Origin of the sequence: Rhizobium sp. WYJ-E13 (assembly GCF_018987265.1) — a bacterium.
Lineage (GTDB): Bacteria > Pseudomonadota > Alphaproteobacteria > Rhizobiales > Rhizobiaceae > Rhizobium.
In genome coordinates this window covers 704,583-728,731 of sequence record NZ_CP076853.1, presented here as the reverse complement: position 1 = coordinate 728,731, position 24,149 = coordinate 704,583, and the positions used below count along the sequence as shown (strand labels likewise).

25 protein-coding genes are annotated in these 24,149 nt (G+C 61.6%); 11 read left to right on the top strand and 14 right to left on the bottom strand.

Going from position 1 to position 24,149, the window contains the following annotated elements:
- Positions 1–87 precede the first annotated feature (87 nt).
- From KQ933_RS03620 to KQ933_RS03610, 3 genes are all read left to right on the top strand, one after another.
- On the top strand, positions 88–657 hold the full coding sequence (locus tag KQ933_RS03620; RefSeq protein ID WP_216757432.1) for a TetR family transcriptional regulator: 570 nt from the start codon (positions 88–90) through the stop codon (positions 655–657).
- 103 nt (positions 658–760) lie between these two features.
- On the top strand, positions 761–1,912 hold the full coding sequence (ampC, locus tag KQ933_RS03615) for a class C beta-lactamase (protein ID WP_253958337.1): 1,152 nt from the start codon (positions 761–763) through the stop codon (positions 1,910–1,912).
- A gap of 136 nt (positions 1,913–2,048) precedes the next feature.
- The gene (locus KQ933_RS03610; protein WP_216757430.1) at positions 2,049–3,557 is read left to right on the top strand and encodes a mechanosensitive ion channel family protein; all 1,509 of its coding nucleotides are present in this window, start codon (positions 2,049–2,051) and stop codon (positions 3,555–3,557) included.
- Positions 3,558–3,560: 3 nt separating this feature from the next.
- Here KQ933_RS03610 and KQ933_RS03605 read toward each other — a convergent pair whose 3' ends face one another.
- The gene (locus KQ933_RS03605; protein WP_216757429.1) at positions 3,561–4,046 is read right to left on the bottom strand and encodes a YcgN family cysteine cluster protein; all 486 of its coding nucleotides are present in this window, start codon (positions 4,044–4,046) and stop codon (positions 3,561–3,563) included.
- Positions 4,047–4,232: 186 nt separating this feature from the next.
- Between KQ933_RS03605 and KQ933_RS03600 the strand changes: the two genes are divergently transcribed.
- From KQ933_RS03600 to KQ933_RS03590, 3 genes are all read left to right on the top strand, one after another.
- The gene (locus KQ933_RS03600; protein WP_216757428.1) at positions 4,233–6,419 is read left to right on the top strand and encodes a transglycosylase domain-containing protein; all 2,187 of its coding nucleotides are present in this window, start codon (positions 4,233–4,235) and stop codon (positions 6,417–6,419) included.
- Between the two features lie 130 nt (positions 6,420–6,549).
- Complete coding sequence (locus KQ933_RS03595) at positions 6,550–7,137, top strand: DUF1214 domain-containing protein (protein WP_216757427.1); 588 nt, start codon at positions 6,550–6,552, stop codon at positions 7,135–7,137.
- Positions 7,130–7,678, top strand: a complete 549-nt coding sequence (locus KQ933_RS03590) for a DUF1254 domain-containing protein (RefSeq protein WP_216757426.1) — start codon at positions 7,130–7,132, stop codon at positions 7,676–7,678. The genes KQ933_RS03595 and KQ933_RS03590 overlap by 8 nt, the downstream gene beginning before the upstream one ends.
- Before the next feature lie 15 nt (positions 7,679–7,693).
- On the opposite strand, the gene KQ933_RS03585 is transcribed toward KQ933_RS03590, so the two are convergent.
- Positions 7,694–7,864, bottom strand: a complete 171-nt coding sequence (locus tag KQ933_RS03585) for a hypothetical protein (RefSeq protein WP_216757425.1) — start codon at positions 7,862–7,864, stop codon at positions 7,694–7,696.
- Positions 7,865–8,407: 543 nt separating this feature from the next.
- Here KQ933_RS03585 and KQ933_RS03580 point away from each other — a divergent pair.
- Positions 8,408–8,614 carry a hypothetical protein gene (locus KQ933_RS03580; protein ID WP_216757424.1) on the top strand — a complete coding sequence of 69 codons (207 nt, stop codon included), beginning with the start codon at positions 8,408–8,410 and terminating at the stop codon, positions 8,612–8,614.
- 257 nt (positions 8,615–8,871) lie between these two features.
- Complete coding sequence (locus tag KQ933_RS03575; RefSeq protein WP_216757423.1) at positions 8,872–9,921, top strand: DUF2336 domain-containing protein; 1,050 nt, start codon at positions 8,872–8,874, stop codon at positions 9,919–9,921.
- Between the two features lie 24 nt (positions 9,922–9,945).
- Here KQ933_RS03575 and KQ933_RS03570 read toward each other — a convergent pair whose 3' ends face one another.
- From KQ933_RS03570 to KQ933_RS03555, 4 genes are all read right to left on the bottom strand, one after another.
- A complete protein-coding gene (locus tag KQ933_RS03570) occupies positions 9,946–11,529 on the bottom strand; it encodes an ABC-F family ATP-binding cassette domain-containing protein (protein WP_216757422.1) in 1,584 nt (527 codons plus the stop codon).
- Positions 11,530–11,654: 125 nt separating this feature from the next.
- Positions 11,655–11,996: a DUF1491 family protein gene (locus tag KQ933_RS03565; RefSeq protein WP_216757421.1), complete on the bottom strand. Its 342-nt coding sequence runs from the start codon at positions 11,994–11,996 to the stop codon at positions 11,655–11,657.
- A gap of 37 nt (positions 11,997–12,033) precedes the next feature.
- Entirely contained in the window at positions 12,034–13,482 is a 1,449-nt protein-coding gene (locus KQ933_RS03560; protein ID WP_216757420.1) for a methyl-accepting chemotaxis protein, read from the bottom strand.
- 126 nt (positions 13,483–13,608) lie between these two features.
- On the bottom strand, positions 13,609–14,583 hold the full coding sequence (locus KQ933_RS03555) for an oxidoreductase (protein WP_216757419.1): 975 nt from the start codon (positions 14,581–14,583) through the stop codon (positions 13,609–13,611).
- Between the two features lie 54 nt (positions 14,584–14,637).
- Between KQ933_RS03555 and KQ933_RS03550 the strand changes: the two genes are divergently transcribed.
- Positions 14,638–15,705, top strand: coding sequence for an AraC family transcriptional regulator (locus KQ933_RS03550; RefSeq protein ID WP_216757418.1), 1,068 nt, complete (start codon positions 14,638–14,640; stop codon positions 15,703–15,705).
- Positions 15,706–15,707: 2 nt separating this feature from the next.
- On the opposite strand, the gene KQ933_RS03545 is transcribed toward KQ933_RS03550, so the two are convergent.
- Positions 15,708–16,661, bottom strand: coding sequence for a peptidoglycan-binding domain-containing protein (locus tag KQ933_RS03545; protein WP_216757417.1), 954 nt, complete (start codon positions 16,659–16,661; stop codon positions 15,708–15,710).
- A complete protein-coding gene (locus KQ933_RS03540) occupies positions 16,633–18,198 on the bottom strand; it encodes a HAMP domain-containing sensor histidine kinase (protein ID WP_216757416.1) in 1,566 nt (521 codons plus the stop codon). Before KQ933_RS03540 ends, KQ933_RS03545 begins: the two co-directional genes overlap by 29 nt.
- Positions 18,199–18,620: 422 nt before the next feature.
- Here KQ933_RS03540 and KQ933_RS03535 point away from each other — a divergent pair, with 422 nt between their 5' ends.
- A complete protein-coding gene (locus KQ933_RS03535) occupies positions 18,621–19,145 on the top strand; it encodes a DUF5330 domain-containing protein (RefSeq protein WP_216758820.1) in 525 nt (174 codons plus the stop codon).
- A 210-nt stretch (positions 19,146–19,355) separates the two neighbouring features.
- On the top strand, positions 19,356–19,778 hold the full coding sequence (locus KQ933_RS03530) for a SufE family protein (RefSeq protein WP_216757415.1): 423 nt from the start codon (positions 19,356–19,358) through the stop codon (positions 19,776–19,778).
- A gap of 107 nt (positions 19,779–19,885) precedes the next feature.
- On the opposite strand, the gene KQ933_RS03525 is transcribed toward KQ933_RS03530, so the two are convergent.
- The 6 genes from KQ933_RS03525 to KQ933_RS03500 form a co-directional block, all read right to left on the bottom strand.
- The gene (locus tag KQ933_RS03525; protein ID WP_183802513.1) at positions 19,886–20,311 is read right to left on the bottom strand and encodes a YciI family protein; all 426 of its coding nucleotides are present in this window, start codon (positions 20,309–20,311) and stop codon (positions 19,886–19,888) included.
- Between the two features lie 271 nt (positions 20,312–20,582).
- Positions 20,583–21,014 (bottom strand): MucR family transcriptional regulator, encoded by a 432-nt coding sequence (locus KQ933_RS03520; protein ID WP_007821525.1) that lies wholly within the window; start codon positions 21,012–21,014, stop codon positions 20,583–20,585.
- Positions 21,015–21,452: 438 nt separating this feature from the next.
- Positions 21,453–21,785 (bottom strand): monovalent cation/H(+) antiporter subunit G, encoded by a 333-nt coding sequence (mnhG, locus tag KQ933_RS03515; RefSeq protein WP_216758819.1) that lies wholly within the window; start codon positions 21,783–21,785, stop codon positions 21,453–21,455.
- Positions 21,785–22,105 carry a cation:proton antiporter gene (locus KQ933_RS03510; RefSeq protein ID WP_216757414.1) on the bottom strand — a complete coding sequence of 107 codons (321 nt, stop codon included), beginning with the start codon at positions 22,103–22,105 and terminating at the stop codon, positions 21,785–21,787. The genes mnhG and KQ933_RS03510 overlap by 1 nt, the downstream gene beginning before the upstream one ends.
- Positions 22,102–22,581: a Na+/H+ antiporter subunit E gene (locus KQ933_RS03505; protein WP_216757413.1), complete on the bottom strand. Its 480-nt coding sequence runs from the start codon at positions 22,579–22,581 to the stop codon at positions 22,102–22,104. Before KQ933_RS03505 ends, KQ933_RS03510 begins: the two co-directional genes overlap by 4 nt.
- Positions 22,578–24,125 (bottom strand): Na+/H+ antiporter subunit D, encoded by a 1,548-nt coding sequence (locus KQ933_RS03500; RefSeq protein ID WP_216757412.1) that lies wholly within the window; start codon positions 24,123–24,125, stop codon positions 22,578–22,580. Before KQ933_RS03500 ends, KQ933_RS03505 begins: the two co-directional genes overlap by 4 nt.
- Between the last annotated feature and the right edge of the window lie 24 nt (positions 24,126–24,149).

The following is a 24,149-nucleotide window of genomic DNA, read 5'->3' as shown; positions in this document are numbered from 1 at the left end:
CGCTAGAAATAATCGGCCGGATGAATCGGCCACTTGTATATAAACGAACGTTCGTTCATAAACATGGCGAACGCAACAGGAAATTTCATGCCGCGTCCACGCACGCTTTCCGATGAACAGCTGCTTTCGAAGGTTCTCGATGTGATCCAGTCGGAGGGGCCGGACGCAGTGACCTTTGCAGCAGTCTCGAAGGCGAGCGGCCTCTCGGGCTCGACGCTGGTGCAGCGTTTCGCCACCAAGGCCGGTATGCTGCGCGCCGCCCTGCTCCATGCCTGGGACAGGCTGGATGCGGAAACGGCGCGGCTCGCCGAAGCCATGCCGAAGACGGCAGATGGGGCGATCGCCTTGCTGACCGGCCTTTCCCGAGACTATGGCGACAATCCGGCCTCCTACGCGGAAGGCCTGCTCCTGCTGCGCGAGGATTTCCGCGATCCGGTGTTGCGCGCCCGGGGCGCTGCCTGGGGCGCGGCGCTGACGGCAGCGCTTGCCGAGCGTTTCGAGAGACAGAGACAGGCGCAGACCATTGCCCGGTTGATGCTGTCGCAATGGCAGGGATCGCTTCTCTGGTGGGGCTTTTCCTCCGAGGGCGCAGTCGCCGACTACGTGGAGCGGGAACTGCGGCTCTTTCTTGCCGCCCTTGAGCCCAAATTAATCTAGGGTCTCCTGCGAGTTCTTATCGTTTGTGGAGGGGCAAAGAGGCGGGCTATCGACCATGCACCGGCCATGTCGCCGGGCGCACATGAAGGAAACGCTCGTGAATATGAGACACTGCCTTATCGCCCTCGCCCTATCGGCGAGCCCGCTTCATGCAGCCGACATGACGGACAAGGCGTTCCAGGAGATCGCAGACCGCATTTTTCAGCCTGTCATCAAGGCCTACGATATTCCGGGGCTCGCCGTCGGCGTTTCGATCAACGGCTCCGAATTCTACTACGCTCACGGCGAAGCCTCGCGCGAGACGAAGGCACCCGTCACCAGCGACACGATCTTCGAGCTTGGTTCCGTCAGCAAAACTTTTAATGTCACGCTCGCAGCGCTTGGCGAACAGCGCGGCCTGCTGTCGATGGAACAACCAGTCTCGACCTATCTGCCGGAGCTCAAGGGAAGCGCCTTCGACCGGATCACGCTCGTCAACCTCGCTACCCATACTTCGGGCGGCCTGCCGCTGCAGGTGCCGAACAGCGTGACTGATGATGCCGGGTTGATGACCTATCTGAAGACCTGGACGCCGGCCTACGAGGCGGGCACCATGCGCTCCTATTCCAATGTCAGCATCGGCCTTCTCGGGCGCATCGCCGGCGAGCGTTTCGGCGGGAGCTACAGGCAAGCGGCCGAAGGCCTGCTGTTCCCCGCCCTCGGCCTCAAGAGCACCTTCATCTCGGTTCCGCCTGAAGCCATGGACCGTTACGCCTTCGGTTATGCCAAGGACAATCGTCCGGTCCGCGTTGGCCCCGGCGTCCTCGACGACGAGGCTTATGGCATCAAATCCTCGGCTCGCGACATGGTCCATCTGCTGGCGCTCAATTTGAAGCCGGATGCTCTGGCGCCCGAGTTCAAGGCGGCGATCGAGAAGACACATACGGGCTATTTCGATACGGCCTATTACACGCAGGACATGGTCTGGGAGCAATATGCCTGGCCGGTCGCGCTCAAGCGGCTTCTCGACGGCAACTCCGCCAAGATGAGCCTGGAAAGCCAGCCGGTCAAAAAGCGGACAAAGCCGCTTGCGCCGCAGACATCAGTGCTGATGAACAAGACCGGATCGACGAACGGCTTCGGCGCTTATGTCGTGCTGGTGCCGAAGGCGCATATCGGGCTGACGATGCTGGCGAACCGGAACTATCCGAATGCCGCACGCGCCGAAGCAGGGCTGAAGCTCATCCAGGCACTCGAGGCCTACGCCGCGAAATAGCCGCCACGTCGGCCGGTCGCAGCAGCGGTTGCGGCCGGCCGACGTCACCGGTGGCGATACCCTATCCATTCGTGTCAGAGGACAGGACTTCTTCATCCGTGATATAGGGTCGAACGCCCCAACCAGGATGCAATGCATGTCATGGACGATGCTGGAAGATCCGCTGTATCAGTTTATCGTTCTCGTTCTGCTCAGCGCCGCGGCACGGTTCATCTTCGGACGAAACCCGACCTTCCGGCTGATCGCCAATTTCGTCTTCTTTGCGCTGCTGACGCTGCTGCTCGTCAAGCACGAGATTGCGCCCTATACATCAGACATGGGCAAAGCGACGGATCTTTTCCGGCGCATTTTCGTGGGGGTCGCCAAGGCGGTCTGGTGGATCGGCGGGGCGATGGTGCTGACAAGCTCGGTGCGGCTCTTCCTGATCTTCGAGCGCAAGCCGCGCGAGGCGCGTCTGCTGCAGGACCTCATTGTCGCCATCATCTATGTCGGCGCAGCACTTTCAGTCGTAACCTATGTCTTCGGCGCCCAGATCGGCCCTCTGATTGCTACATCGGGCGTCTTCGCCATCGTGCTCGGCCTGGCGCTACAGAGCACCCTGAACGACGTCTTCTCGGGCATCGCGCTCAATCTCGGCCGACATTACAGCGTCGGCGACTGGATCGTCCTCGACGACGGCGTGCAGGGCCGCGTGGTGGAGACGAACTGGCGTTCCACCCACCTTTTGAACGGCACGAACGACCTCGTCATCGTGCCCAACAGCGCGCTTGCCAAGGCGCGGCTGACGAATCTGACGAGTCCTGAAGAAGCCCATGGCGTCTCGCTGAAGATCCGGGTCGTGCCCTCAAGCCCGCCGGCGACCATCGAAGAGACGATGCGCACGGTGCTGCTCAGCAGCAACGCCATCCTGAAATCTCCAGCCCCCATCGTCAGCATCACGGGGCTGGACGGCAATGCCATCGAATTCGAACTCTCCTTCCGCGTCTCCGGACTGGGCGAAGCGACCGCCGCCCGGAACGAAGTCTACGATCTCGTCTATCGCCATACCAAGGCGGCAGGCCTGCAGCTTGCCGCACCTGCGGGTTCGCCGGCAATTCCCATTGCCGATCCGCAGGAAGAAGCCGGAAAACATCCGAACTCTGCCTGGCGCCTGCTCAATGCCATCCCGCTTTTCTCGACGCTGACGGAAGACGAGAAGGAGTCGCTCGCCGCTGATATGAAGCGGCTGAACTTCCGCAAGGACGCCCTGATTGCGACGCAGGATACGTCGCTGACTTCCCTGATGATCGTGCGGCGCGGCGTTGCCATCGTCGAGCGGCACGAGGGCAGCGAGATCATCGAGCTCGCCAGAATTGCGCCGGGCGACCTGTTCGGGGAACGCGGTGTGCTGATGGGCGCGCTGGAGCCGGCCAATATCCGTGCGCTTACCTCTGTCATCGTCTATGAAATCGCCAAGGACCACCTCGCCGCGATCATGCAGGAGCGGCCGGCACTTGCCGAAGAGCTTGGTCTGCTGCTGTCTCGCCGGATCGAATCCGAGAAGCATCATTTCAGCGCAGGCGTGTCGGCCGAAGCCAGCCATCCAACCACACTGACGACACGCATCCGGCATCTCTTCCAGATCCCTCACAACACCTGGCAGTGACGATCAGCTCGCCTTTTCCTTGGTTTTTTCGGCGTCGTCACCGACCGTCAGCGGCCAGTCGACGACATAATCCTCGAAATCGTCGATATCGACATCGTTCTCACTGATGGTGCGGCCGCGGGCGGAAATGCCGGCAGCATGGACGGTCTCGGGATCGCCTGAGACGAGCGGGTGCCACCAGTAGAGATCGCGGCCCTCGTTGACGAGGCGATAGCCGCAGGTGGGCGGCAGCCATTCGATCTCGGAAACGTTCTCCTTGGTGAGCTGAATGCAATCGGGCACGAAATCCCAGCGGTTCGGATAGCTGGAGCAGCGACAGCTCTCGCTGTCGAGCAGCTTGCAGCGGATCGAGGTGAAATAGACGTCGCCGCTATCCCATTCCTCGATCTTGTTGAGGCAACAGAGGCCGCAGCCGTCGCAGAGACTTTCCCACTCCTCGGCATTCATTTCGGCAAGCGTCTTGCGCTTCCAGAAGGGCAGATCGTTCATCGTTCGTTTCTTGCAACAGCCGCCCGCAAATTCGCGTGACGACCGTTCAACTCTCTTGTTCTTGTGCGCAAAATCAACCAATTATTCAACATGCTCCGGCTATCCGGAGAGTTGCGGCCCCTTTCAGGCCCCGCTCCAGCGTCCGGTTCTACCGCCGCCGAGCGCGATCAGGCGGGAATATAGGACGTGCAGGATCCGGACAACCCACATAATGGGCCAAATAATGCGCCAGATGAGCCCGAAAGCGGGCAAGGCAGGAAGCAGCCGTCGAAAAACCGGCACCTGCTGCTGCGCATCGATTCATGGATCGACTCGACCATCTGGAACGCCGGCTTCCGCGCCGCCGAAATCTGGGAAGATACCACCATCTTCTTCCGCCGCTTCCGCGTTCGCGGGTGGAAGCGCATGGTTTTCGAACTCGCCGGCGAAGGACTGACACTCGGCGCCGTCGGCATGGTGCTGATGCTGGCACTCGCCCAGCCGGCCTTCGAAGCCACCAAGGAAGACTGGCGCAACCGCGGCGATTTCGCCGTTACCTTCCTCGACCGCTATGGCAACGTCATCGGCCATCGCGGCGTCATTCATCAGAATTCCGTGCCGATCGACGAATTGCCGGATTCGCTGATCAAATCCGTCCTCGCGACCGAGGACCGGCGCTTCTTCGACCATTTCGGCATCGACGTCGTCGGCCTCTTCCGTGCCATGGTGACCAATGCGCAGGCCGGCGAAGTCGTCCAGGGCGGCTCGACACTGACGCAGCAGCTCGCCAAGAACCTGTTCCTGTCCAACGAGCGCTCGATCGACCGCAAGATCACCGAAGCCTTCCTCGCCTTCTGGCTGGAAGCGAACCTTTCCAAGAAAGAGATCCTCGCGACCTATCTGGACCGCGCCTATATGGGCGGCGGCACGTTTGGTGCGGCGGCTGCGGCGCAATTCTATTTCGGCAAGAACATCACCGACGTGAACCTCGCCGAATCCGCCATGCTCGCCGGCCTCTTCAAGGCGCCGGCCAAATATGCCCCGCACGTGAACCTGCCGGCGGCGCGCGGCCGCGCCAACGAGGTGCTGACCAACCTCGTCCAGAGCGGGCTGATGACCGAGGGACAGGTGATCGCGGCGCGGCGCAATCCCGCCACCATCGTCGACCGCAACGAGGTGAAATCGCCCGACTTCTTTCTCGACTGGGCCTTCGACGAGGTGCAGCGCCTGTCGCCCCGCTTCCACCAGCGCTCGCTGATCGTGCGCACCACGATCGACATGGGCATCCAGCAGGCGGCAGACGATTCCATCGAGACGTCGCTGCGCGAATATGGCGAGGCCTATCACGCCAAGCAGGGCGCGATGGTGATGATCGAGAATGGCGGTGCCGTGCGCGCCATGGTCGGCGGGCGCGACTATGGCGAGAGCCAGTTCAATCGCGCCACTAGGGCGCTGCGCCAGCCGGGCTCATCCTTCAAGGTCTATACCTATTCAGTGGCCATGGAGAGCGGGATGACGCCGAAGACGACGATCATCGACGCGCCGATCTCCTGGGGCAACTGGAGCCCTCACAATTACGCAAACCGTTATGCCGGCCGCATCACGCTGGAAACCGCCGTTGCTCAATCGATCAACACCATTCCGGTGCGCCTTGCCAAGGAAAAGCTCGGCATTCAGCCGATCCGTGCCATGGCCAAGGCCATGGGCGTGGAAACGCCGATCCGCGACGACGTGACGATCCCGATCGGCACTTCGGAAGTGACCGTGCTGGACCAGGCGACGGCCTATGCGGTGTTCCCGGCCGGTGGCTACCAGTCGCGCCGCCATGGCATCACGCAGATCCTCGATTACGATGGCGACATTCTCTACGACTTCGACCGTGACGAACCGCCCGCCAAGCGCGTGCTTTCCGAACAGGCCGACAGCTACATGAACCAGATGCTGTCGCGGGTGCCTTATGTGGGTACGGCGCGCAAGGCAGCCCTCGACAACGGCGTCGTTACCGCCGGCAAAACGGGCACGACGCAGGCCTATCGCGATGCCTGGTTCGTGGGCTTCACCGGCAACTACACCTGCGCCGTCTGGTTCGGCAACGACGACTATACGTCGACCAACAACATGACCGGCGGCTCTCTGCCCGCCATGACCTTCAAACGCGCGATGGACTATGCCCATCAGGGTGTGACGCTGCGCCCCATTCCCGGCATCGAAAACCCGCTGCCATCCGAAAAGGACATCGCCAAGGCGCAGGCCGACAAGCCGAAGGACGGCACGCCGACCCTCGTGCGCCCGCGCATGCTCTCGGTGCAATCGACCAACATTCTCAAGGGCATCGGCGAAAAGCTGAAGGACGCCGCACCACTCGAGGCGCAGAAGGTCGCGAGCGCGCAGTGATGCTTTCTTATTTTGGCGAAACCGGCGCAGCTGGTTTGCCAAGACATGGGGGACACATCGCCCCATGGCATTCCACCCTGCCAGAATCAGTGGTAACCCTTTCAACTGATTTGATCTTCAAGGGCGCAAGGTGTTTCGGTTCCCCCTTTTCATCCTGATCACGCTGATCGTCGCCTTCGGCGGCGGCATCATGATTTCGCTTTACGCGCTGGATGCAACGCAGGGGTTCGGAGCGATCAAGCTCGGCGCATGGGAGGCTTTTCCGGAGCTGCAGACTGTCGATGCGGACCCCTATGCGAAGTCGCATCGGGCGCGTGCCGGCAAGCTGCTCTACGGCAGTGCCGAAGGCCTGACCTTTACTGCTGCTGTGGATGACGACGGGGCGCGGCTCAATGCCGCCTGCCATTATCGCATCATCGGCCAGACGCCGCCGGCGCGGCTTTGGACGCTGTTTACTGCCGACAATGCCGGCAATCCGGCCTCGTTGCAGCCAAGCCTGCCGGCCGCGCTGAATTCATGGACCGTGCTGCGCCGGCCGGACAGCAGCTTCACCATCGACATTGCGACCCGCGCTGTGCCCGGCAACTGGCTGGCACTGCCGCAGGCCGGCACGTTCCGGCTGGTGCTGACCCTGTTCGACACGCCGACAGCAGGCAGTTCCGGCGTGATCGACCTTTCGATGCCGAAGCTCACCAAGATCGGGTGCGGCAATGTTTAGGGTGTTCTTCGCCGTCATAACCGGGCTTTTCGGCGCAGCACTTCTGCATCTCGTCATCATTCTCGCGCTTCCGCACTTTACCGGCCGCGATGCGGCGACGCGCGTGGAGGCGGAGGGCGATCCGAACAATTTCTACCTGTTGACCAACCGCTATGACGAGGCAGGGCTCGCCAACGGCGATCCCTTCGTGCGCACCGCCGTCTGTTCTTTCGATGTGAGCGAGGCGCCGGTGCGTTTCACCGCTAAGGGCAATGTGCCCTTCTGGTCGATCGCGATCTATGACAGCGCCTCCAACGAGGTCTTCAGCATGAATGACCGCACCTCCGTCGGCGGCGCGCTCGACGTTATCACAGCCAGCCCGATCCAACTGACCGATCTGCGCAAGAACCTGCCACAGGAATTGCAGCAGACGATCCTAGTGGAGATGGCGCATTCCGAGGGCTACGCGGTGCTGCGCACGCTGGCGCCGCAGGCAAGCTTCGATGAAGCTGCGCGAACCTTCCTGACGGAAGCGGGCTGCGACGAACTCGATGCCCGCTAGAGTTGCTTCCATGATCTACCTGTTCTTGACGCGCGGCGCAGAATGCGCCGGTTTCTTGTCAGGGGTTTCGGCGATCCGCTCGTAACGGACGCCGGTGAACCAGAGGATTTTTGCTTCACGGGGCTCTTTGCCCGTGCGGCGCGGCGTCTGCGGCAGCCGATCCGCCAATGCGACTACAATTGCCATTCTCGTCTCCATGCACTGCCCGAGACGGATGAACTTGCGATGGATTTCACCCTGCCCGCCATGCTGCGGGCCAGCGCGTCCTCAAGCGCCGGATGAACCGGACCGAGGGCATTCGCGCCTTTCTCACGGCTCCTGACCGAAATACCGTGATGCTGCGGAGCTTCCACGATCCATATTCCCAAATCGCGTCGTTCCTGTCCGAATTGAGACACACGACCGTTAACAGATTACTAATATTCAGCCACTGCTTTAGACAGTCTGCTTGGCAGTGAGATAACGCGCAGAATGGTTGTTTGGTTTCAGTCGAGGAAAAGAAAAGGCAGGCTGAAAACCGGTGGATAAAATTAGAAGTAATTCATATAGTTAACGGCTCTTCTCCGCTGAAGCGGCAATCGCGCCGGAGGTGTTGCAAATATGCGTCACGAAAATATTAATTGCGGTGGGGGTCGGCGGGTGTATTCTGTCCTCGTCGGCCAAAAGTTTTAAGGCGATGGCTGATTGGGAGATTATACGTGCTCTTGCTGTCATACGGAGAGCAAACCCATGCCCTTTCTGTATAGCTCCGCATTCACTTCAGAAGATTTGGACGTGCTGCGCGGTGCGCTGGACGCGTGGTGCGCGGAAAAGCATATCGACATCGGAAGCGTCGAAGCACAGTTCGCTGCCTCCACCGCGCTCGACCTTTACCAGTCTGGCCATGACGATCGCGACAAACTGTTGTCGGCACTCCGAAGCCGTAAGAGCCTCTAGATTATTCGCCGGCCATTTATCACACGTTTAAAAAATTGGAGATCGCCCCGCTTCCGGGGCGATTGATTTTATTTTGCCGGCTCATCAAGTCGCAACACGCGAAACGTGTATATTTCTGTTGCATTTTAATAGAATCTTCAGCATGCATTAACCGTGCCGGTGTAGGATTTGTTCATAACCATATGGTCAGACGTGCGTCCCGCCAACGCTTGTCGGCCCACGGTTTCCCGCTTGTTCTGCGTTTTCAGGGTGTTCTTGTGCGTGACCGGTTTCGAGACCTAGAAGGCCCCATGGCCATCAGGAAGAAGGACGTGGTGTTGATGGCGACTGTCAGCAGTTTCGAGAACCTGTCTCATCCGACACGCTCCGAACTGCGCCAGTTTGCCGAACTCTTCATGCCGCTTTTCCAGGCCTCCTCCGAAGAGGCAAGACGGCAGGCCGTTGCAGCCCTTTCCCAATGCGAGAACATGCCGGCAGCCGTTGCGCTCTTCATCGGCAATCAGCCGATCGAGGTCGCAGCCCCCTTCCTCACCTCCTCCAAGGCAATCGATGACGACACGCTGATCACGATTGCCCGCACCCATGGTGCTGCGCATGTGAAGGCGATCGTCAGCCGCGATGCCCTGTCGCCTGAAGTTATCGATGCGCTGGTGGCACTGCGCCAGGCCGAACCGCGCCCGTCCGCCGCGGCAACCGTCGAGCAGCCCGCCATGCCGCTTTCGCCGATGCCTGCTGCGCCGGAAGCAGACCAGGAGGAAGCACAGCGTCTCGCCAATGAAGAGGCGCTGCGCGAGCGCATCCGCAGCCTTGCCGGCCATCTCGGTCGCAATGATCAGGACCGGCTCGGCCTGCGCTCGCTGTCCGATATTCAGGAGGCGCTGCTGGTGCGCTTCGCGCGCTCGCGGGAAGCCGCGCATTTCGCCACCGCACTTGCCGATGCCCTGTCGGCCAGCCGCTGGCTTGCGGAACGCATCATGCTCGACCTCTCGGGACATCAACTCGCCACGACGCTGACGAGCCTCGGCATGGGTTTCCTCGATTCCGTCTTCGTGCTGGAGAAGCTCTATCCGCATCTTGCCGAAGTACCGCACAATGTCAGCCGCGCCTTCCTCGTTCTCGATGCGCTGGACCCGGAAGAATGTCATGCCCGCGTGGAAACGTGGCGTCGCGCCGACCGCTACACCTACAATCCGGAAGCGCCGGCCGCAGCCCAGCCGGCTCCCGTCGCACAGGCACAGTCTCCAGCCTACCGCTTCATCCGGCAGGCGCCGATGCGTGATCTCAAGAGCGTCAGCCGGGCGCGCTAACAGTTCGGCATATCCTTCGCGCAACTAGCTTGGCAACGCCAACCGGCGGGTCATACCGACCATTTCCAGAAACACCTCATCGTGGCTGACGATCAGCAGCGCCCCGTCATAGGCTCTCAGGCCAGCTTCGACGGCAGCGATGGAATCGATGTCGAGGTGGTTGGTCGGCTCATCGAGGATCAACAGTGCCGGTGGTGTTGCGCCGCCGAGAACGCAGGCAAGGCCGGCGCGCAGAAGCTGGCCGCCTGACAGCGTCGAGACGACCTGCAGCGCCGCATCGGCCCGGAACATGAACCGGGCGAGTGCTGCGCGGCAGGCATTCTCATCCGACTGCGGGTTCAACCGCCGGAAATTGTCACGGATCGAGGTCGCGGGATCGAGCAGGCTGACGCGCTGGTCGAGCATGGAGAAAGAGGTGAGGACGCGGACCGTTCCTTCCCATGGTTGGAGATCACCTGAAATCAACGCCAACAATGTCGTCTTGCCTGAACCGTTCGGGCCGGTCACGGCAATGCGTTCGGGACCAGTGATATCGAAGGACAGTTTGCGGATGATCGGCTCGCCCGCCTCGTAGCCGGCGGTGACCGCATCGATCTTCAGCACCGATCTGCCTGGGGGCAGGCCGGTCGAGGGTAGCTTGACGGAGAGCGGCTGCAGGATCTCGATGCGCTTGCGCGCCTCCTCGGCATCCGCAAGCGCCTGGGCGCGGCGGCGCTCGGCAAGGCGGGCATTCTCACCACTGGTATTTTCCGCCTGCCGCTTCAGGCCACCGGCAATGATCCGCGGCATGTCGCCCCTGGCGGCCTTCTTCTTGCCGGCGCTGTCCTTGCGAGCCTTGCGCTCGGCCGTTTCCTGTGTGCTGCGGGCGACCTCCGCCACGCGTTTCCTGGCATCGGCAAGATCGTGCTCGGCGGCGGCCAGTTCCAGCGCCTTGCGGGCACGGTAATCACTCCAGTTTCCGCCATAACGCGTGGCGCCAAGCGTCGTCAGCTCGACGATGGCGTCCATCGTTTCCAGCAGTTCGCGATCATGGCTGACGACGAGCGCGCCATGGCGCCAGTTGCCGAGAAGTGAGATCACCGCCTCGCGGCCGTCGCGGTCCAGGTTGTTGGTCGGCTCGTCGAGAATGAGGAAATCCGGCTCCTCGAAGATTAGGGCGGCGAGTGCTGCGCGGGTGCGCTGGCCACCGGACAGCGCTGCCAGCAGCGTCTGCGGGTCCGCAGCAAGGCCTGATCGTTCCAGGGCTGCATCGATGCGCGCTTCGAGCGTCCAGTCGGCGACAGCAAGTTCATCGGCGTCAGCCTCGCCGCTTTCGGCACGGCGGAGGACGGAGAGAGCTTCGGTCGCGCCGAAGAGGTCGGCGACGGTCTCATCCGGCCCGACCTGCACGCTTTGGCGCAGGATGCCGATGGTACCCGATACAGCGATGGCACCGGTCTGCGGCTGTAGCTCGCCGACAACCAGCTTCAAAAGCGTGGTCTTTCCAACGCCGTTGCGGCCGACGAGGCCGGTGCGCTCAGCGTTGAAGCTCAGATCGATATTGGAAAAAAGCGGCCGGCCGTCAGGCGTGGACCACGAAAGATTGGAAAGCGTCATGGATGCAGACATGGAAATCCCCGATGGCAAGGCGAATTGGCGTTGCGATCAGATTCATATCCATTGAGCACACATCCTGTTGGTATTGCGGATGGCGGTAAACTAGGTGGAAAATGGCATAAATTCAAGGCAGGCCGTCAGCCGGCCATCGGCACGAGCGCCGAAACCTCGTCCGCTTCCAGTTCGACGATCCAGAGATCGGGGTCGAATTTGCGTTCGCGGTCCAGCATTTCCCGCACCTTGTCCGGCTCGGCGCGTTCGAGCCTGACTTCGAACAGGCGGTCGCCGCCGCTGCTCTCCTCGTCGAAGAAGCTCTGCGGGGCGGGCGCGTAGAGGGTTTCGAGACCGTCGCGGAAGCGCTGTCGGATGAAAATGGCACCGGCCTCCTCCGCGCCCTTCTTCTCCACGGCAGCAAAACCGCCCGCAGAGAAAACCCTGCGGACGAGAGCGGAAACATAGATATCGGCGCGCAATCTCATGGTTGCGGTATAGACTGCGCGGCAGATGGCGGCAACGCTATACCTTGACCGCCAGCCGCAGGCCGCCCCAATGGCGGCCGCGGACAGTGATCGGGGCGGAAATATCCTTCATCATGACGAAATTGCCGGCGCCCATGTCCCGCCGGTAGGTCTGGACGAGGAAGGGTGCGGTGCTTCTGCCGGCAGCAAGGCCGACGCGATCGTTGAAGATGCGGCGGTTGCGGCTGTTGGCGGTATTCCAGACGATATCGCCGGGCCGCTGCGGCTGCGAGAACTTCTTGTTGTGGGTCGGCAGGTAACCGTTTTCATCGACGGCGGCACAGAAGGCGATGCGCTCGTCCGAACTTGCCACCGGTTCCTGGATCGGCGGCAGCAGGCGGTCGGTGAGTTCGGTAAAGGATGTCATCATCTGCACCGGATCGGTGCCGGGAAGAGGATGGTACTGGCGGCTGAACAGGCTCGCCATGCCGATTGCCCCCTCGGCAACGGCACGCTCCAGAACACCCGATATGTCTGCGGCGACGGATTGCGCCTGTTCGATCCAGTGGCGGTCGGCGGTTTCAACACCGGCGCTCGCGGTCAATTGGATCAGCGTTTCGGAAAGCCCGACGACGCTGTCGACGCGTTTAGCCGCCTGCTGCAGCCGGCCGTTGGAATCCAGCACCTCGGCGGACATTTCACCGAGCTTGGCGACGAAGCCGGCGCAGTCCCTGTCCACGGCCTCGGTGGTATTGGCCATGACGGCGGAACTATCAAGGATGCGGGTGATGACATGCTCCATGCTTTCGAAAGCACCGCGCATCGCCTCGGATTTTTGGCGCACGCCGGCCGCACTTTCCCGCGCACCGCCGCCGACAACCGATAGTCGGTCGATCTTCGCGCGAAGCTGCTCCAGCGTTTCCTGAATGGAGCCCGTCGCCTTAGAGGTCTGCAGCGACAGAGCGCGGATTTCGGATGCGACGACGGCGAAGCCCTTGCCCGCCTCGCCGGCACGGGCAGCTTCGATCGCCGCATTGAGGGCCAGGAGATTGGTCTGGCGGGCAATGGTGCTGATCTCGGCGGCGACCTTGTCCACATCCGTCAGCGAGCGGGAAAAGCCGGAGATTTCGGTGCTGATCTCTTCGGAAGACTGGACCATGTGACGGATTTCCTCGACCGAGCCGGAGAGAAGATGGGCCGATTCCTTCAGCATATGGCGGGCCTCGGAAGCAGTACCATCCGCCTCGCGAAGGGAAACGGCGACGGAGCAGTTGGCCTCGGCGATCGAGAGAGCCGTGCGGGTCACATTGTCGAAGGCGGCGGCATGGCGGGCGGACATCGCCGCCATGTCCTGGATGGCGCCGGCAATATCGACGAGATCGACGCCGAGTGTGGAAGCCTCTTCTGCAAGACGCGAGAGAATATGGCGCAGCGCGTCGCGATCCGGCCCATCCGGCTCATGGGCTGGACTTACGGCATTCTCCTCCACTACTTTCAGCGCCTGCATGATCGAGCTCCCCCAAGCTACATTAGGGAAGCTTCAAACAACATGGTTAACAATTGGCTAAGAATATCGAGGGTTATACTTAGGTCGCAAAGGCCCTGCCCCGACGCCGCGTGTGAGGCTATGGCCTCAGCTCTGCGTGAGCCCCGTCAGTCTTTCACTCACCTGCCAGAGACGTTCGGCAAGTTCCGGATCGGTCGCCCAAGGGCGCACGCCGAGCAGTTCCTCGGAGTCGGCAGGCACGGCCTTGGCGATATCACAGTTCTCGCAATAGACGCCGCCCATGCCTTCCAGCTCATCGCTGACGGCGCACCAGACGGTGGTTGCCGCTCCCTGGGCGATGGTCTTCTTGTTGTTTTCGGGATCGATGACGGGATTGCCGTCGGCATCCACATAGCCGCTCGCCTGCAGATATCCGCGCGACTGGTGGCGGATGAGATCGGTCGTGACGATGCCGCCCGGATGCAGCGAGAAGGCGCGAACGCCGTGCCTTGCGCCCAAGGCGTCCAGCGATACGGCGAAAAGCGCATTTGCTGTCTTCGACTGGCCATATGCGATATAGGGCTGGTATTCGCGGTCTTCGAACATCGGGTCGTCGAAATCGATGCCGGCACGGGCATGGCCGCGGGAGGAGACGGCTACGACGCGAGCGCCCTCCGCCTGCACCAGCGCCGGCCAGAGACGGGCAGCGAGCTGGAAATGGCCGAGGTGATTGGTGGAGAACTGGGATTCGTAACCGCGGCCGTCGCGCGTCAGCGGGTTGGCCATGACGGCGGCGTTGTTGATGAGAAAATGCAGCGGCTCGCCGTCTTCAAGGAAGCGATCGGCGAAATCGTCGATCGAATTGGGATCCATCAGGTCCATATAGGCAAATGTCAGGCCGGGAACACTTTCACCTGCGGCCCTCGCCTTCTCGATATTGCGGGCGGGCACGATGACCTTGGCGCCGGCGCCGGCCATCACGCGGGCGGTCTCGAGGCCGAGACCGGCATAACCGCCGGTGACGATTGCCACCTTGCCGGAGAGATCATGGCCGGCAATCACGTCTTCCGCCGTGGACGCTGCGCCGAAGCGGGAACCGATGGGAGCTTGAGGAGTAGACATGAAATGTCTCCTTTCTATTCGCCAAACATCTATGCTTGGCGGCCGGGATTCTGAATGCTTGTAAATCCCGATTTCTTGCGCCATCGTACAAAGATGACCAGTGATCCCCTCTCCGAAATGCTCAGTCTGCTCGATGCCCGCTGCCTGATGGCCGGCGGGCTGATTGCCGGCGGGCCTTGGGCGCTCGCCTTTCCGCAGCCGAACCGCATCAAGATCAGCGCCGTCGCCACGGGCCGCTGCTGGCTGGCGCTTGATAATGGCAGTGCGCCGATCCTGCTCGAAGCGGGCGACGTCATCCTGTTGAACGGCAAACATTCCTTCGTGCTGGCAACCGATCTGGCGCTGACGCCGAGCGATGCCGTCACGGCCTTCAAGGAGAAGAAGGTCAATGGCATGGCACGGCACGGCGCGGGCGAGGATTTCCTCTATATCGGCGGTCATATCGCGCTCGGCCCGACCGGCACGGCACTGCTGCTCGATGTGCTGCCGCCCGTCATCCACGTGCGGGCGACCCTTGCGGAAGCCGGCGTGCTGCGCTGGCTGCTGGATCAGTTGGTGCGGGAAATGGCCGCCGGCAAGCCGGGCGCGCTGCTTGCCTCGGCCCAGCTCTCGCAGCTCATCTTCGTGCAGGTCCTGCGCGCCCATATCATGACATCGGAGCCGCTGACGGTCGGCTGGCTGCGCGCTTTCGGCGATGAGAAGATCGCGCCGGCGCTGCGGCAAATGCATGCCGACCCTGCACGCGACTGGCAGCTTGGGGAACTGGCAAAGGCCGCCGGCATGTCGCGCACCAGCTTCGCGCTGCGTTTCAAGACTGTCGCGGGTGTGGCGCCGCTGACCTATCTGACCGCATGGCGCATGCGCCTTGCCGAACGGGCGCTGCGTGAGGGCTCCATGCCCGTCTCATCGCTGGCGCTGTCACTCGGTTATACGTCCGAAAGCGCCTTCTCCAACGCCTTCAAGCGGGTGACCGGCATTGCGCCGAAACGTTACCGGAGCTCGGCGGCCATCAATATCGGACCGATCGATGAAGTGGTCGATGTGGAAGGCCGGGCGCCGACGGTGGACTATCGGCCTATGCGGCTCGCGAACCAGCCGTCAGCCCTGCCGCGGCAGGGCTGATCTCAGAGCGCGCCGATTTCCTTGAGCTTCTTCAGCACGGCTTCGCTCGGCTCGCCATTCTCAGGCAAATTGTAGTGCTTCTGGAAATGACGGATGGCAGCGCGGGTCTGTTCGCCGGCAACCCCGTCGACGCCGACATTGGCATAGGCCATATTGGTCAGGCCCTTCTGGATCTTCAGCACCAGATCGACGTTGGAAATGCCTGACAGGGGAACCTGTTTCGGCGCTGATGGAGCCGTCTTGACGGTCTTTTCGGCGCTACGGATGGCGGCTGCGACCGGATCTTCCTCCGTCGCCTTCGATGTCACGTCCTCCCGCGGCTTTTCGGCGGGAATGGTCGAGGGGCCGGCAGCATCGGTCCTGAGAGCGGCGAGCACGTCCGGCGTCGCATCGCCCGACTGTGCCATGCCGACGGTTTCTTCGAAGAAGAGGATGGCAGCACTGGTGCGCGGGCCGATAACGCCATCGGGATTGCCATTATAGAGGCCGCGGCGGATCAGCTCTTTCTGGATATCCATGACGAGCTGGTTCGGCTGCTGGCCCGGCACAGCAGGCGGTGGCGTGGTCTCGGTCGTCGCGGCGGCATCGTCCGGCCGCTCGATGCGGAACGTGGTGACATCGCCCTGCAGCTCGGGCTGCGGGCGGAAACCCATAACGTTCGGCGCGCCCGGATCGCGGGTGCGGAAGATCGGATGCGGGTGCGTACCCGGCTGATACCAGAGCGCATTGGCGGCGACGAAGGAGAAGATGACGACGAAGGCGATCGTGCCGCCGGCAACGGAGGGATTGCGGCCGATGACGCCACCGAGCGCGCCCGCGCTCTGAAGACCGAGGCCGCCCAGCGCGGTGGCACCCTGCAGGCCGATGCCGCCGAGCGCCGCAGCACCGGTCATCAAAAGGCCCGGCTGCCGCCGCCCCTTCCTGCCCTTAGGCGATTTTCGCTTGCGCGCGGCCATCGAAGAGCCCCTCCTCCACTTCTGCGGTATCCACCGCACCCTTCAGCCGCGGCGGAAATTCGACCGCCCCTGTCCGGCCGGTATCCTCGCCAGTGCAGGCGCCGGAACCATCAGCCGCGATCTCGATGGTGATGATAGTGCCCTCGCCCGGCTGGCTGGCAATGGCGAAATGACCGCCATGCAGGGCGACAAGGCCCTTGACCAGCGAGAGGCCAAGACCCGTGCCCTCGAATCGGCGGGTATAATCATTCTGGATCTGGACAAAAGGTTGGCCAAGCGTGGCCAGCCGGTCGGCGGGAATGCCGATGCCGGTATCGCTGACTGTCAGCTTGAGGATGCCGTCGCGCATGGCCGCATCGACGGTGACCACGCCGCCGGCCTCGGTGAACTTCACGGCGTTGCCGACGAGATTGATGAGGATCTGCTGCAGTGCGCGCTGATCGGCCATCACTTCGCCGATCCCCCGCTGGATGCGGTTCGTCAGAGTGACGCCCTTGCTCTTGGCCTGCAACGTCAGCATCGATTCACAGGAGCGGATCGATGCGCCGATATCGAAAGGTTCGAGCAGCAACTCGTAACGGCCCGCCTCGATCTTGCTCATGTCCAGCATCGTGTTGACGACCGAAAGCAGATGCGCGCCGGATTCACGGATCAGGCCGACATATTCGCGCTGGCGGTCGTTTTCGAACTTGCCGAAATATTCGCCGATCAGGATGTCCGAGAAGCCGAGGATGGCGTTCAACGGTGTACGCAACTCATGGCTGACGGCGGCAAGGAAGCGGGATTTGGCGTCGTTGGCCAATTCCGCATCGGCCACACGCGCCTGCGCCTCGGCGCGAAGCCGCTGCTCCACCGAAACATCATGCAACTGGGCGATGACGGCCGAAAGCATGCCGTCCATATCCCGCCGCGCGGTCATATCCATGCGCAGATAAGCGAACTGACGGTGATCGCGCGAGACGGAGGGACGCTCCAGCCTGACATCGACGGTTACCTTTTCCTCGCCCTGGCGCAGGGCATCCAGCGCCTGCAGGAAAAGGATGCGGTCGGAGACATGAACCTGTTCGAAAAAGCCCCTGCCTTTCGGGTCGCGCATCCAGGCAAGATAATCGCGGCTGTCGCGACCGCCCGCTGTCGTCACGCTGCCGTGTGGATCGAGGAAGAGCACGAGGCCGGGGCTCATTTCAAGGAAGAGATCGTCGGCGCTGGCTGCTGCTGCGTTCTGGGGGATCGCCTGGCGGGAAAGCGCGATGCTGCCGACGGCGGAAAACAGGAAGGCCGCGCAGACGGTGGCGACGCCGGCCGGAAGCGCGACAGCAGGGCTGGTGACGAGCGAGAGACCGAGAGGAGCAGCGACAAGGGCTGCGGAGGACAGGAAGACGAGGCGGCGCAGAATGGCGAGCTCGCTCTGGCGCACAGCTTCGCCGCCGCTCGTCCGGGAGAGCCAGCCTTCCGCTGCCCGGTCCACGAGGGCTGTCGCCCGGCCGCCAATGTCACTCAATACTCGCACGCAATACCTGCCCGAAAGGCCTTTCATTGCCCCGGACAATAGGCCCCCGCGGCTTAAGGAAAGGATAAGGCAAAGTCGCCCTCCACAGTCCAAAAACGCCAAAAGTCCCGTTTTGGGCCATCCGCACGGCTCTTTGAATTTTGTGGTTAATAGCAGGTAAGCGACGGATTTTCTTTATATTTCAGCATCGCGTTAACTCTTGTGGCAGAGCGGCGGGCCAAAAGCCCAACAATTGCGGGCCGTAGTTGCCACCATGCTTAACGGCGATCATTAGAATTCGACTGAAATGCCCCGAAAATTGCGATGATTAAAATTCGAGACAAATTTGCCGCAAATGCCGACGAGTTTCGAAAAGCTGCATTCGCAACTTGGCGGTAGGGTGAAAACACACCGGACAACCGGCCCGATTCGGCAGCAAGACCGGACGGGAAAACAGGATGGGCAAGACAATGTGGTTTCTGATCAAAGGATCATTCTGGTTTGGTCTTGTGCTCGTGGTGCTTTCCGTTTTCAGCTCGGAGAACCCCGACAATACCGGCCACACACAATTGCAGCTTTCCGACGCTTTCACGGCGGCAAGCGGCGCCTATGACTATCTGACCGGCATGTGCGCCGAAAAGCCTGAGGTCTGCACCAAGGGTGGCGAAACCTTGACGGCTCTCGGCTACCGGGCTCGCGAAGGCGCTCGTGTCGCCTACGAACTGCTCGACAGCCAGTTCAAGGACGATAATTCCAACATGGCTTCCGCAAAGTCGGCCGTGCCCCCGGCGTCTGTGGCGCTCGCCGCTCCTTCCCTGCCGGAGGCCGTCACCAATACCGTACGCGAAGCCCAGGCTGCGCTCAGCCAGCCGATGCCGCACATGCCGCAGCCTTACCGCCCGCCGGTGGAAGACGGCACGTCGGCTGAACAGGTCGTGACCGGTACCATTCCGGCCGGCACGATCCCGCTGCCGACGCCGAAGCCTACCATCTGACGAATTTCGCGGGCAATCCGCCCGCACCCAAGCTTGCATCGGTGGTCCGCATGACGCGGAGATGCCCCATGCCTGACGTGCCTGCCCTGTTTATTTCAGCACTATGCTGCGCCGTGAGGATGCCCATCCCTCACGGCGTTTCTTTTTAACGGTTCAATTCTGCGGTCGCTTCGCCTATATGATCAGGTAACAGTGAAAGGCCTGACACTTATGGCAACCCTCGACCAGATCATCGACGACTTCTCCTTCCTGGACGATTGGGAAGACCGCTACCGATATGTCATCGAACTCGGCAAGGCGCTGCCGGATCTGGCCGAGGAGAAGAAGACCTCAGAGAACAAGGTGATGGGCTGCGCCAGCCAGGTGTGGCTGGTGACGCATACATCAGGCAATCCGGACAATCCCGTCATGACGTTCGAAGGCGATTCCGATGCGCATATCGTGCGTGGCCTCGTCGCCATCGTGCTCGCCACCTATTCCGGCAAGACGGCGTCCGAAATCGCTTCGCTGGATGCCTTCGAGATCTTCTCCAAGATTGGGCTGACCGAGAATCTGTCGTCACAACGCTCTAACGGGCTACGCTCGATGGTCAATCGCATTCGCGAGGAAGCACGCGTGCGGGCTGTCGCCTGAGTGGCATGATCAGTCGTGCTCAGCACAGGACGAGCGGATCGTGACGGGTGCTGTTAAGCGCCCGGAGAAAAAACCTCCGGACGCTGGATATCGTATTTCCGATCGAATCATTTGCCGTCGGCCATCTTTTCGCGCAGGCGCTCTTCCTGTTCGACAAGCTCCGGCGTGAAGGCCTCGCCGAAATCGGCGGCTTCAAAGACCTGACGGATCTCGATCTCGCTCGGGCCGGGCATCGGATTGGGGCAACGCTTGATCCACTCGATCGCCTCATCCATGTCCTTGACCTGCCACAGCCAGTAACCGGCGATCAATTCCTTGGTCTCGGCGAAGGGACCGTCAATCACCAGGCGCTTCGGACCATCAAAGGCGACGCGCTTACCCTTGGAGGAAGGATGCAGGCCCTCGCCTGCCAGCATGATGCCGGCATTCACGAGATCCTCGTTATATTTGCCCATGGCGGCCAGAAGCTCGGTCGAGGGCATGACACCCGCTTCGCTGTCCGCAGTCGCCTTGACGATAACCATTACGCGCATTGTCTCTTCTCCTCTTATTGCGGCGGCGTGAGCGCCCGCCTTTCCTCAATCTTTTCATGCAATTCCGAACGCAAAACGCTCAAGCGCTTTTGCTGGAATTGATCTAGAGACGGATGGGCTGTTGCAAGGCCGACATTTTTGTCGTGTTTTTTTGAAGATAAATGACAATGGCCGAAAGTCATTCGAAGACGAGCGCCACCTTCGAAACGCGAATACAAAAAAGCCGGGCACCAGGCCCGGCTCTTCGTATCGTCCAGCGGAGGGAGAGGCCTCAGCCCCGGCCGCGCTTGCGGCGCTGTCCCAGGCCCATTTCCTTTGCGAGGCGCGAGCGCGCTTCGGCATAGGCCGGGGCTACCATCGGGTAATCGGCAGGCAGGTCCCATTTCTCGCGATATTCTTCCGGCGCGAGATTATGATGCGTCATCAGGTGACGCTTCAGGGACTTGAAGTTACCGCCGCATTCCAGGCACGTAATCTGCTCGTCCTGTACGGACTTGCGGACAGAGACTGCGGGCTTCTGCTTTTCGACGACCGCTGCCACCGGCTGCGGTACGGATGTGTTGCTCAATGCCGAGTGTACGTCGGAAATCAGATTGGCCAGGTCGCTGACCGGGACAACGTGGTTGCTGACATAGGCCGCGACGATATCGGCCGTCAGTTCCACAAGCAGCTCCGGCGCATTGCCGGTCGCCATATCCGTCATATTCTTTCTCCTGTTAGCATGCTCAAACGGTCCTTCGCCCAAAAGACGAAGAACCCTCTTCGTAGAGCGAAACAGCAAAAGAGCAGGTTGCAGCCTTTGTTTCGAAAAACCGGAAATCCACCCCTAGATTCCGAAGACCGTTCTCTGCGCCAATACTGCCTGAAGGTGAGCTACTACGTATTCTTCCAGGCCGTCACCCAGTTAGACATTGGCAGTCAAGGCTAATGGACTTGGAAGCAGTACGATTCTAATTCACAATCAGAACTCTACTTGAGTTTTCAAATAGCATCGTTTTCCGAAAAGGCCAATTATTAATTACGATTTTCCTAGAAAAAAAATCCATCACAAAGAATTGGTCAGTAGGTCAGCAAGCTTTACTCGTGCTTCCAGTGCATAAGTTTGCGTAAATTAGCTTAAAATTCTGAATAGCCCTCACTCTCAGCGCATTCGCATATCGTCACGTATTGAGATACGTGCTGGGAAATGCCCAGTTTTATGCGAAGCTCTCGCAAGAAGGTGTGCAGAAATAGGCGCCGTCAGGATGAAAAAGAGGAAACCGGCCAGCGCTCTGGCAAGTACGGCAAGTTCGCCTGAGTAAAGCCCGGCGCCGAGCAACAATAAGCCGGAACCGACCGTGCCGGCTTTGGAGGCAGCATGCATGCGCGTGTAGAGATCCGGCAAGCGCACGATACCGATCGCTGCCGCCAGCGCGAAGAAGGCGCCTGCCAGCAGCAGCACAGCGGTGATGACAGCAAGCATATAGTCCATTATCATTCGCTCCTCCTTCGTGTCTCAGGCCCGGCCTCTCCCACATCTCCGCGCGAAAGCACGAAACGGGCAAAGGCGACGGTTGCCAGGAAGCCGACGAGGCCGAGCGCAATGGCGATATCGATGTAAAGCGAGAAGCCGGTGCGCACGGCGACGACGGCGATGAAGCCGATCGCGATGCCCGTCAGCATGTCGAGCGCAAGAATGCGATCCGGCAGGCTGGGACCGGCAATGACCCTCAAGACCGTTATAAAGAGCGCCACACAGAGGATGCCAAGCGCTGCGATGGCGGCGGCGGAAACGATGGCGGCGGGCGTTATCATCCGAAGGCCTCCATGATGCGGCGCTCGAATCCGTCAGCGATATCGCGTCTGACCGCCAGCGGATCGGCACAGTCCAGCGCATGCACATAGAGCGTGCGCCGATCCGCTGACACATCGACCGAGAGTGTGCCGGGCGTGAGCGTGATGAGGTTGGCAAGCAGAGTGATCTGGAAATCGCTCGTCACCGTCAATGGGAATGCGAGAATGCCGGGAGTAAGCTGCATGCGCGGCGAAAGCACCGTCAGCGCCACCCGCCAGGCCGATAGTGCCAGCTCCTTCAGGAAAAGGCCGGCAAGCAGGAGGATGTGCAGCGGACGGACACGGCGCGGTGGCGAGCGGTCGGCAAAGGCCTCGCGCACGACGGAAAGCGACAGCAGCGACAAGGCTACGCCGAAGACGAAATTGTGCGGCGAGGCGCTGCCTGTCACGGCGACCCAGGCAATGGCGAGCGGCAAGCTCAGGAACAGGACGATCATCGCATGGCCCCTTCCGGAAAGACGGAGAAGATATAGGCGGAGGGATCGGCAAGCCCGTCGGCCGCCGATCGGGCGAACTGCAGCAATTGCTCCGGCAGGACGCCGAAGCCGATGACGAGGATCGTCAATGCCGCAAGCGGCAGGCCAACCGTCCAGCCGGTCCGCACTGGCGGGAGTGGCAGCGGGGACGGACGCCAATAGGCAAACAGGAAGAGGCGGCCGAAAGCGATGGTGAGCAGGAAGCCGCCGAGCAGGACGGCGCCTGCCAGCCACCAGGCACCGAGATCGAGCGACGCCTTGACCAACAGCGCCTTCGGCCAGAAACCGGAAAAGGGCGGCAGGCCGCAGGCGGCGAAGAACAGCATGAGCGAAATCGCCGCGAACCAGCCGCTCTGGCGATAGAGCCCCCCCAGCGCGGCAATCGAGAAGGAACCGCCCCGCCTGCCCGCTTCGCCCGCCAGCAGATAGAGCGCCGTCATCAGCACGACCGAATGCAACGCATAGAAGACCGCGCCGCCGAGGCCATCGGCCGTACCGAGAGCAATGCCGACCAGCATATTGCCGATGCCCGAGATCACCATATAGCCGAGCAGCCGGCGCAGGTCGGTTTCGGCAAGCGCCCCCAATGCGCCGACGAGGATGGTCAGGGCACCGACGATGGCGATCAGCAGGCTGAGTTCGCCTCGCTCAGTGGGCAGCAGCATGACGAGGACACGCAACAGCGCATAGACGCCGACCTTGGTCAGCAGGCCGGCAAAGAGCGCGGACACGGCGATGCGTGGCGTGTGATAGGAGGCCGGCAACCAGAAATTCACCGGAAAGGCCGCGGCCTTCATGGCGAAGGCGAGGAAGAAGAGGCAGGCAAGCGTCATCAGCGGCGCAGTGCCACTGAGTCCCGCCGCCCGCTCGGCGATATCGGCCATGTTGAGCGTGCCGAAGCTCGCATAGAGGATGCCGACCGCAATCAGGAACAGTGTCGTGGCGATGAGGTTCAGCACGGCATATTTCAGCGCGCCGTCGATCTGCGCCCGTTCGGAGCCGAGAATCAGCAGGCCGAATGAGGAAATGAGCAGCACCTCGAACCAGACATAGAGGTTGAAAATGTCGCCGGTCAGGAAGGCACCGGTGACGCCTGATATCAGCAGCATCAACAGCGGGAAGAAACCGTACTGCCGGCCGCTTTCGGTGATGTCCGACAAGGCATAGATGCCGGCAGCAAGGGCGGCGACGGCTGCGGCAAGTGCCATCAGCGCGCCGAAGACATCCACGGTGAACGCAATGCCGAAGGGCGGCAGCCAGCGGCCCATCACCATGGTGAGCGGACCATTCTGAGCGACCTGCCGCAGCAGAGCGGCATCGAGAAGCAGCAGGACAACGAGGCCGGCAATGGCGATCCATGCCTGCAGGCGGGAAAAGCTGCGCAGCATCAAGAGCAGCGCGCCGAGGCTGATGCAGAGCGCGACCGGCAGGATCGCCAGCCAATGGGCCGGCGGGATCGGGGTGGTGACCATGGCGGCCGAAAGGTCGGAGAGGGGGGCGGCCATCAGGCAGTGTCTCCCGTAAGGGTC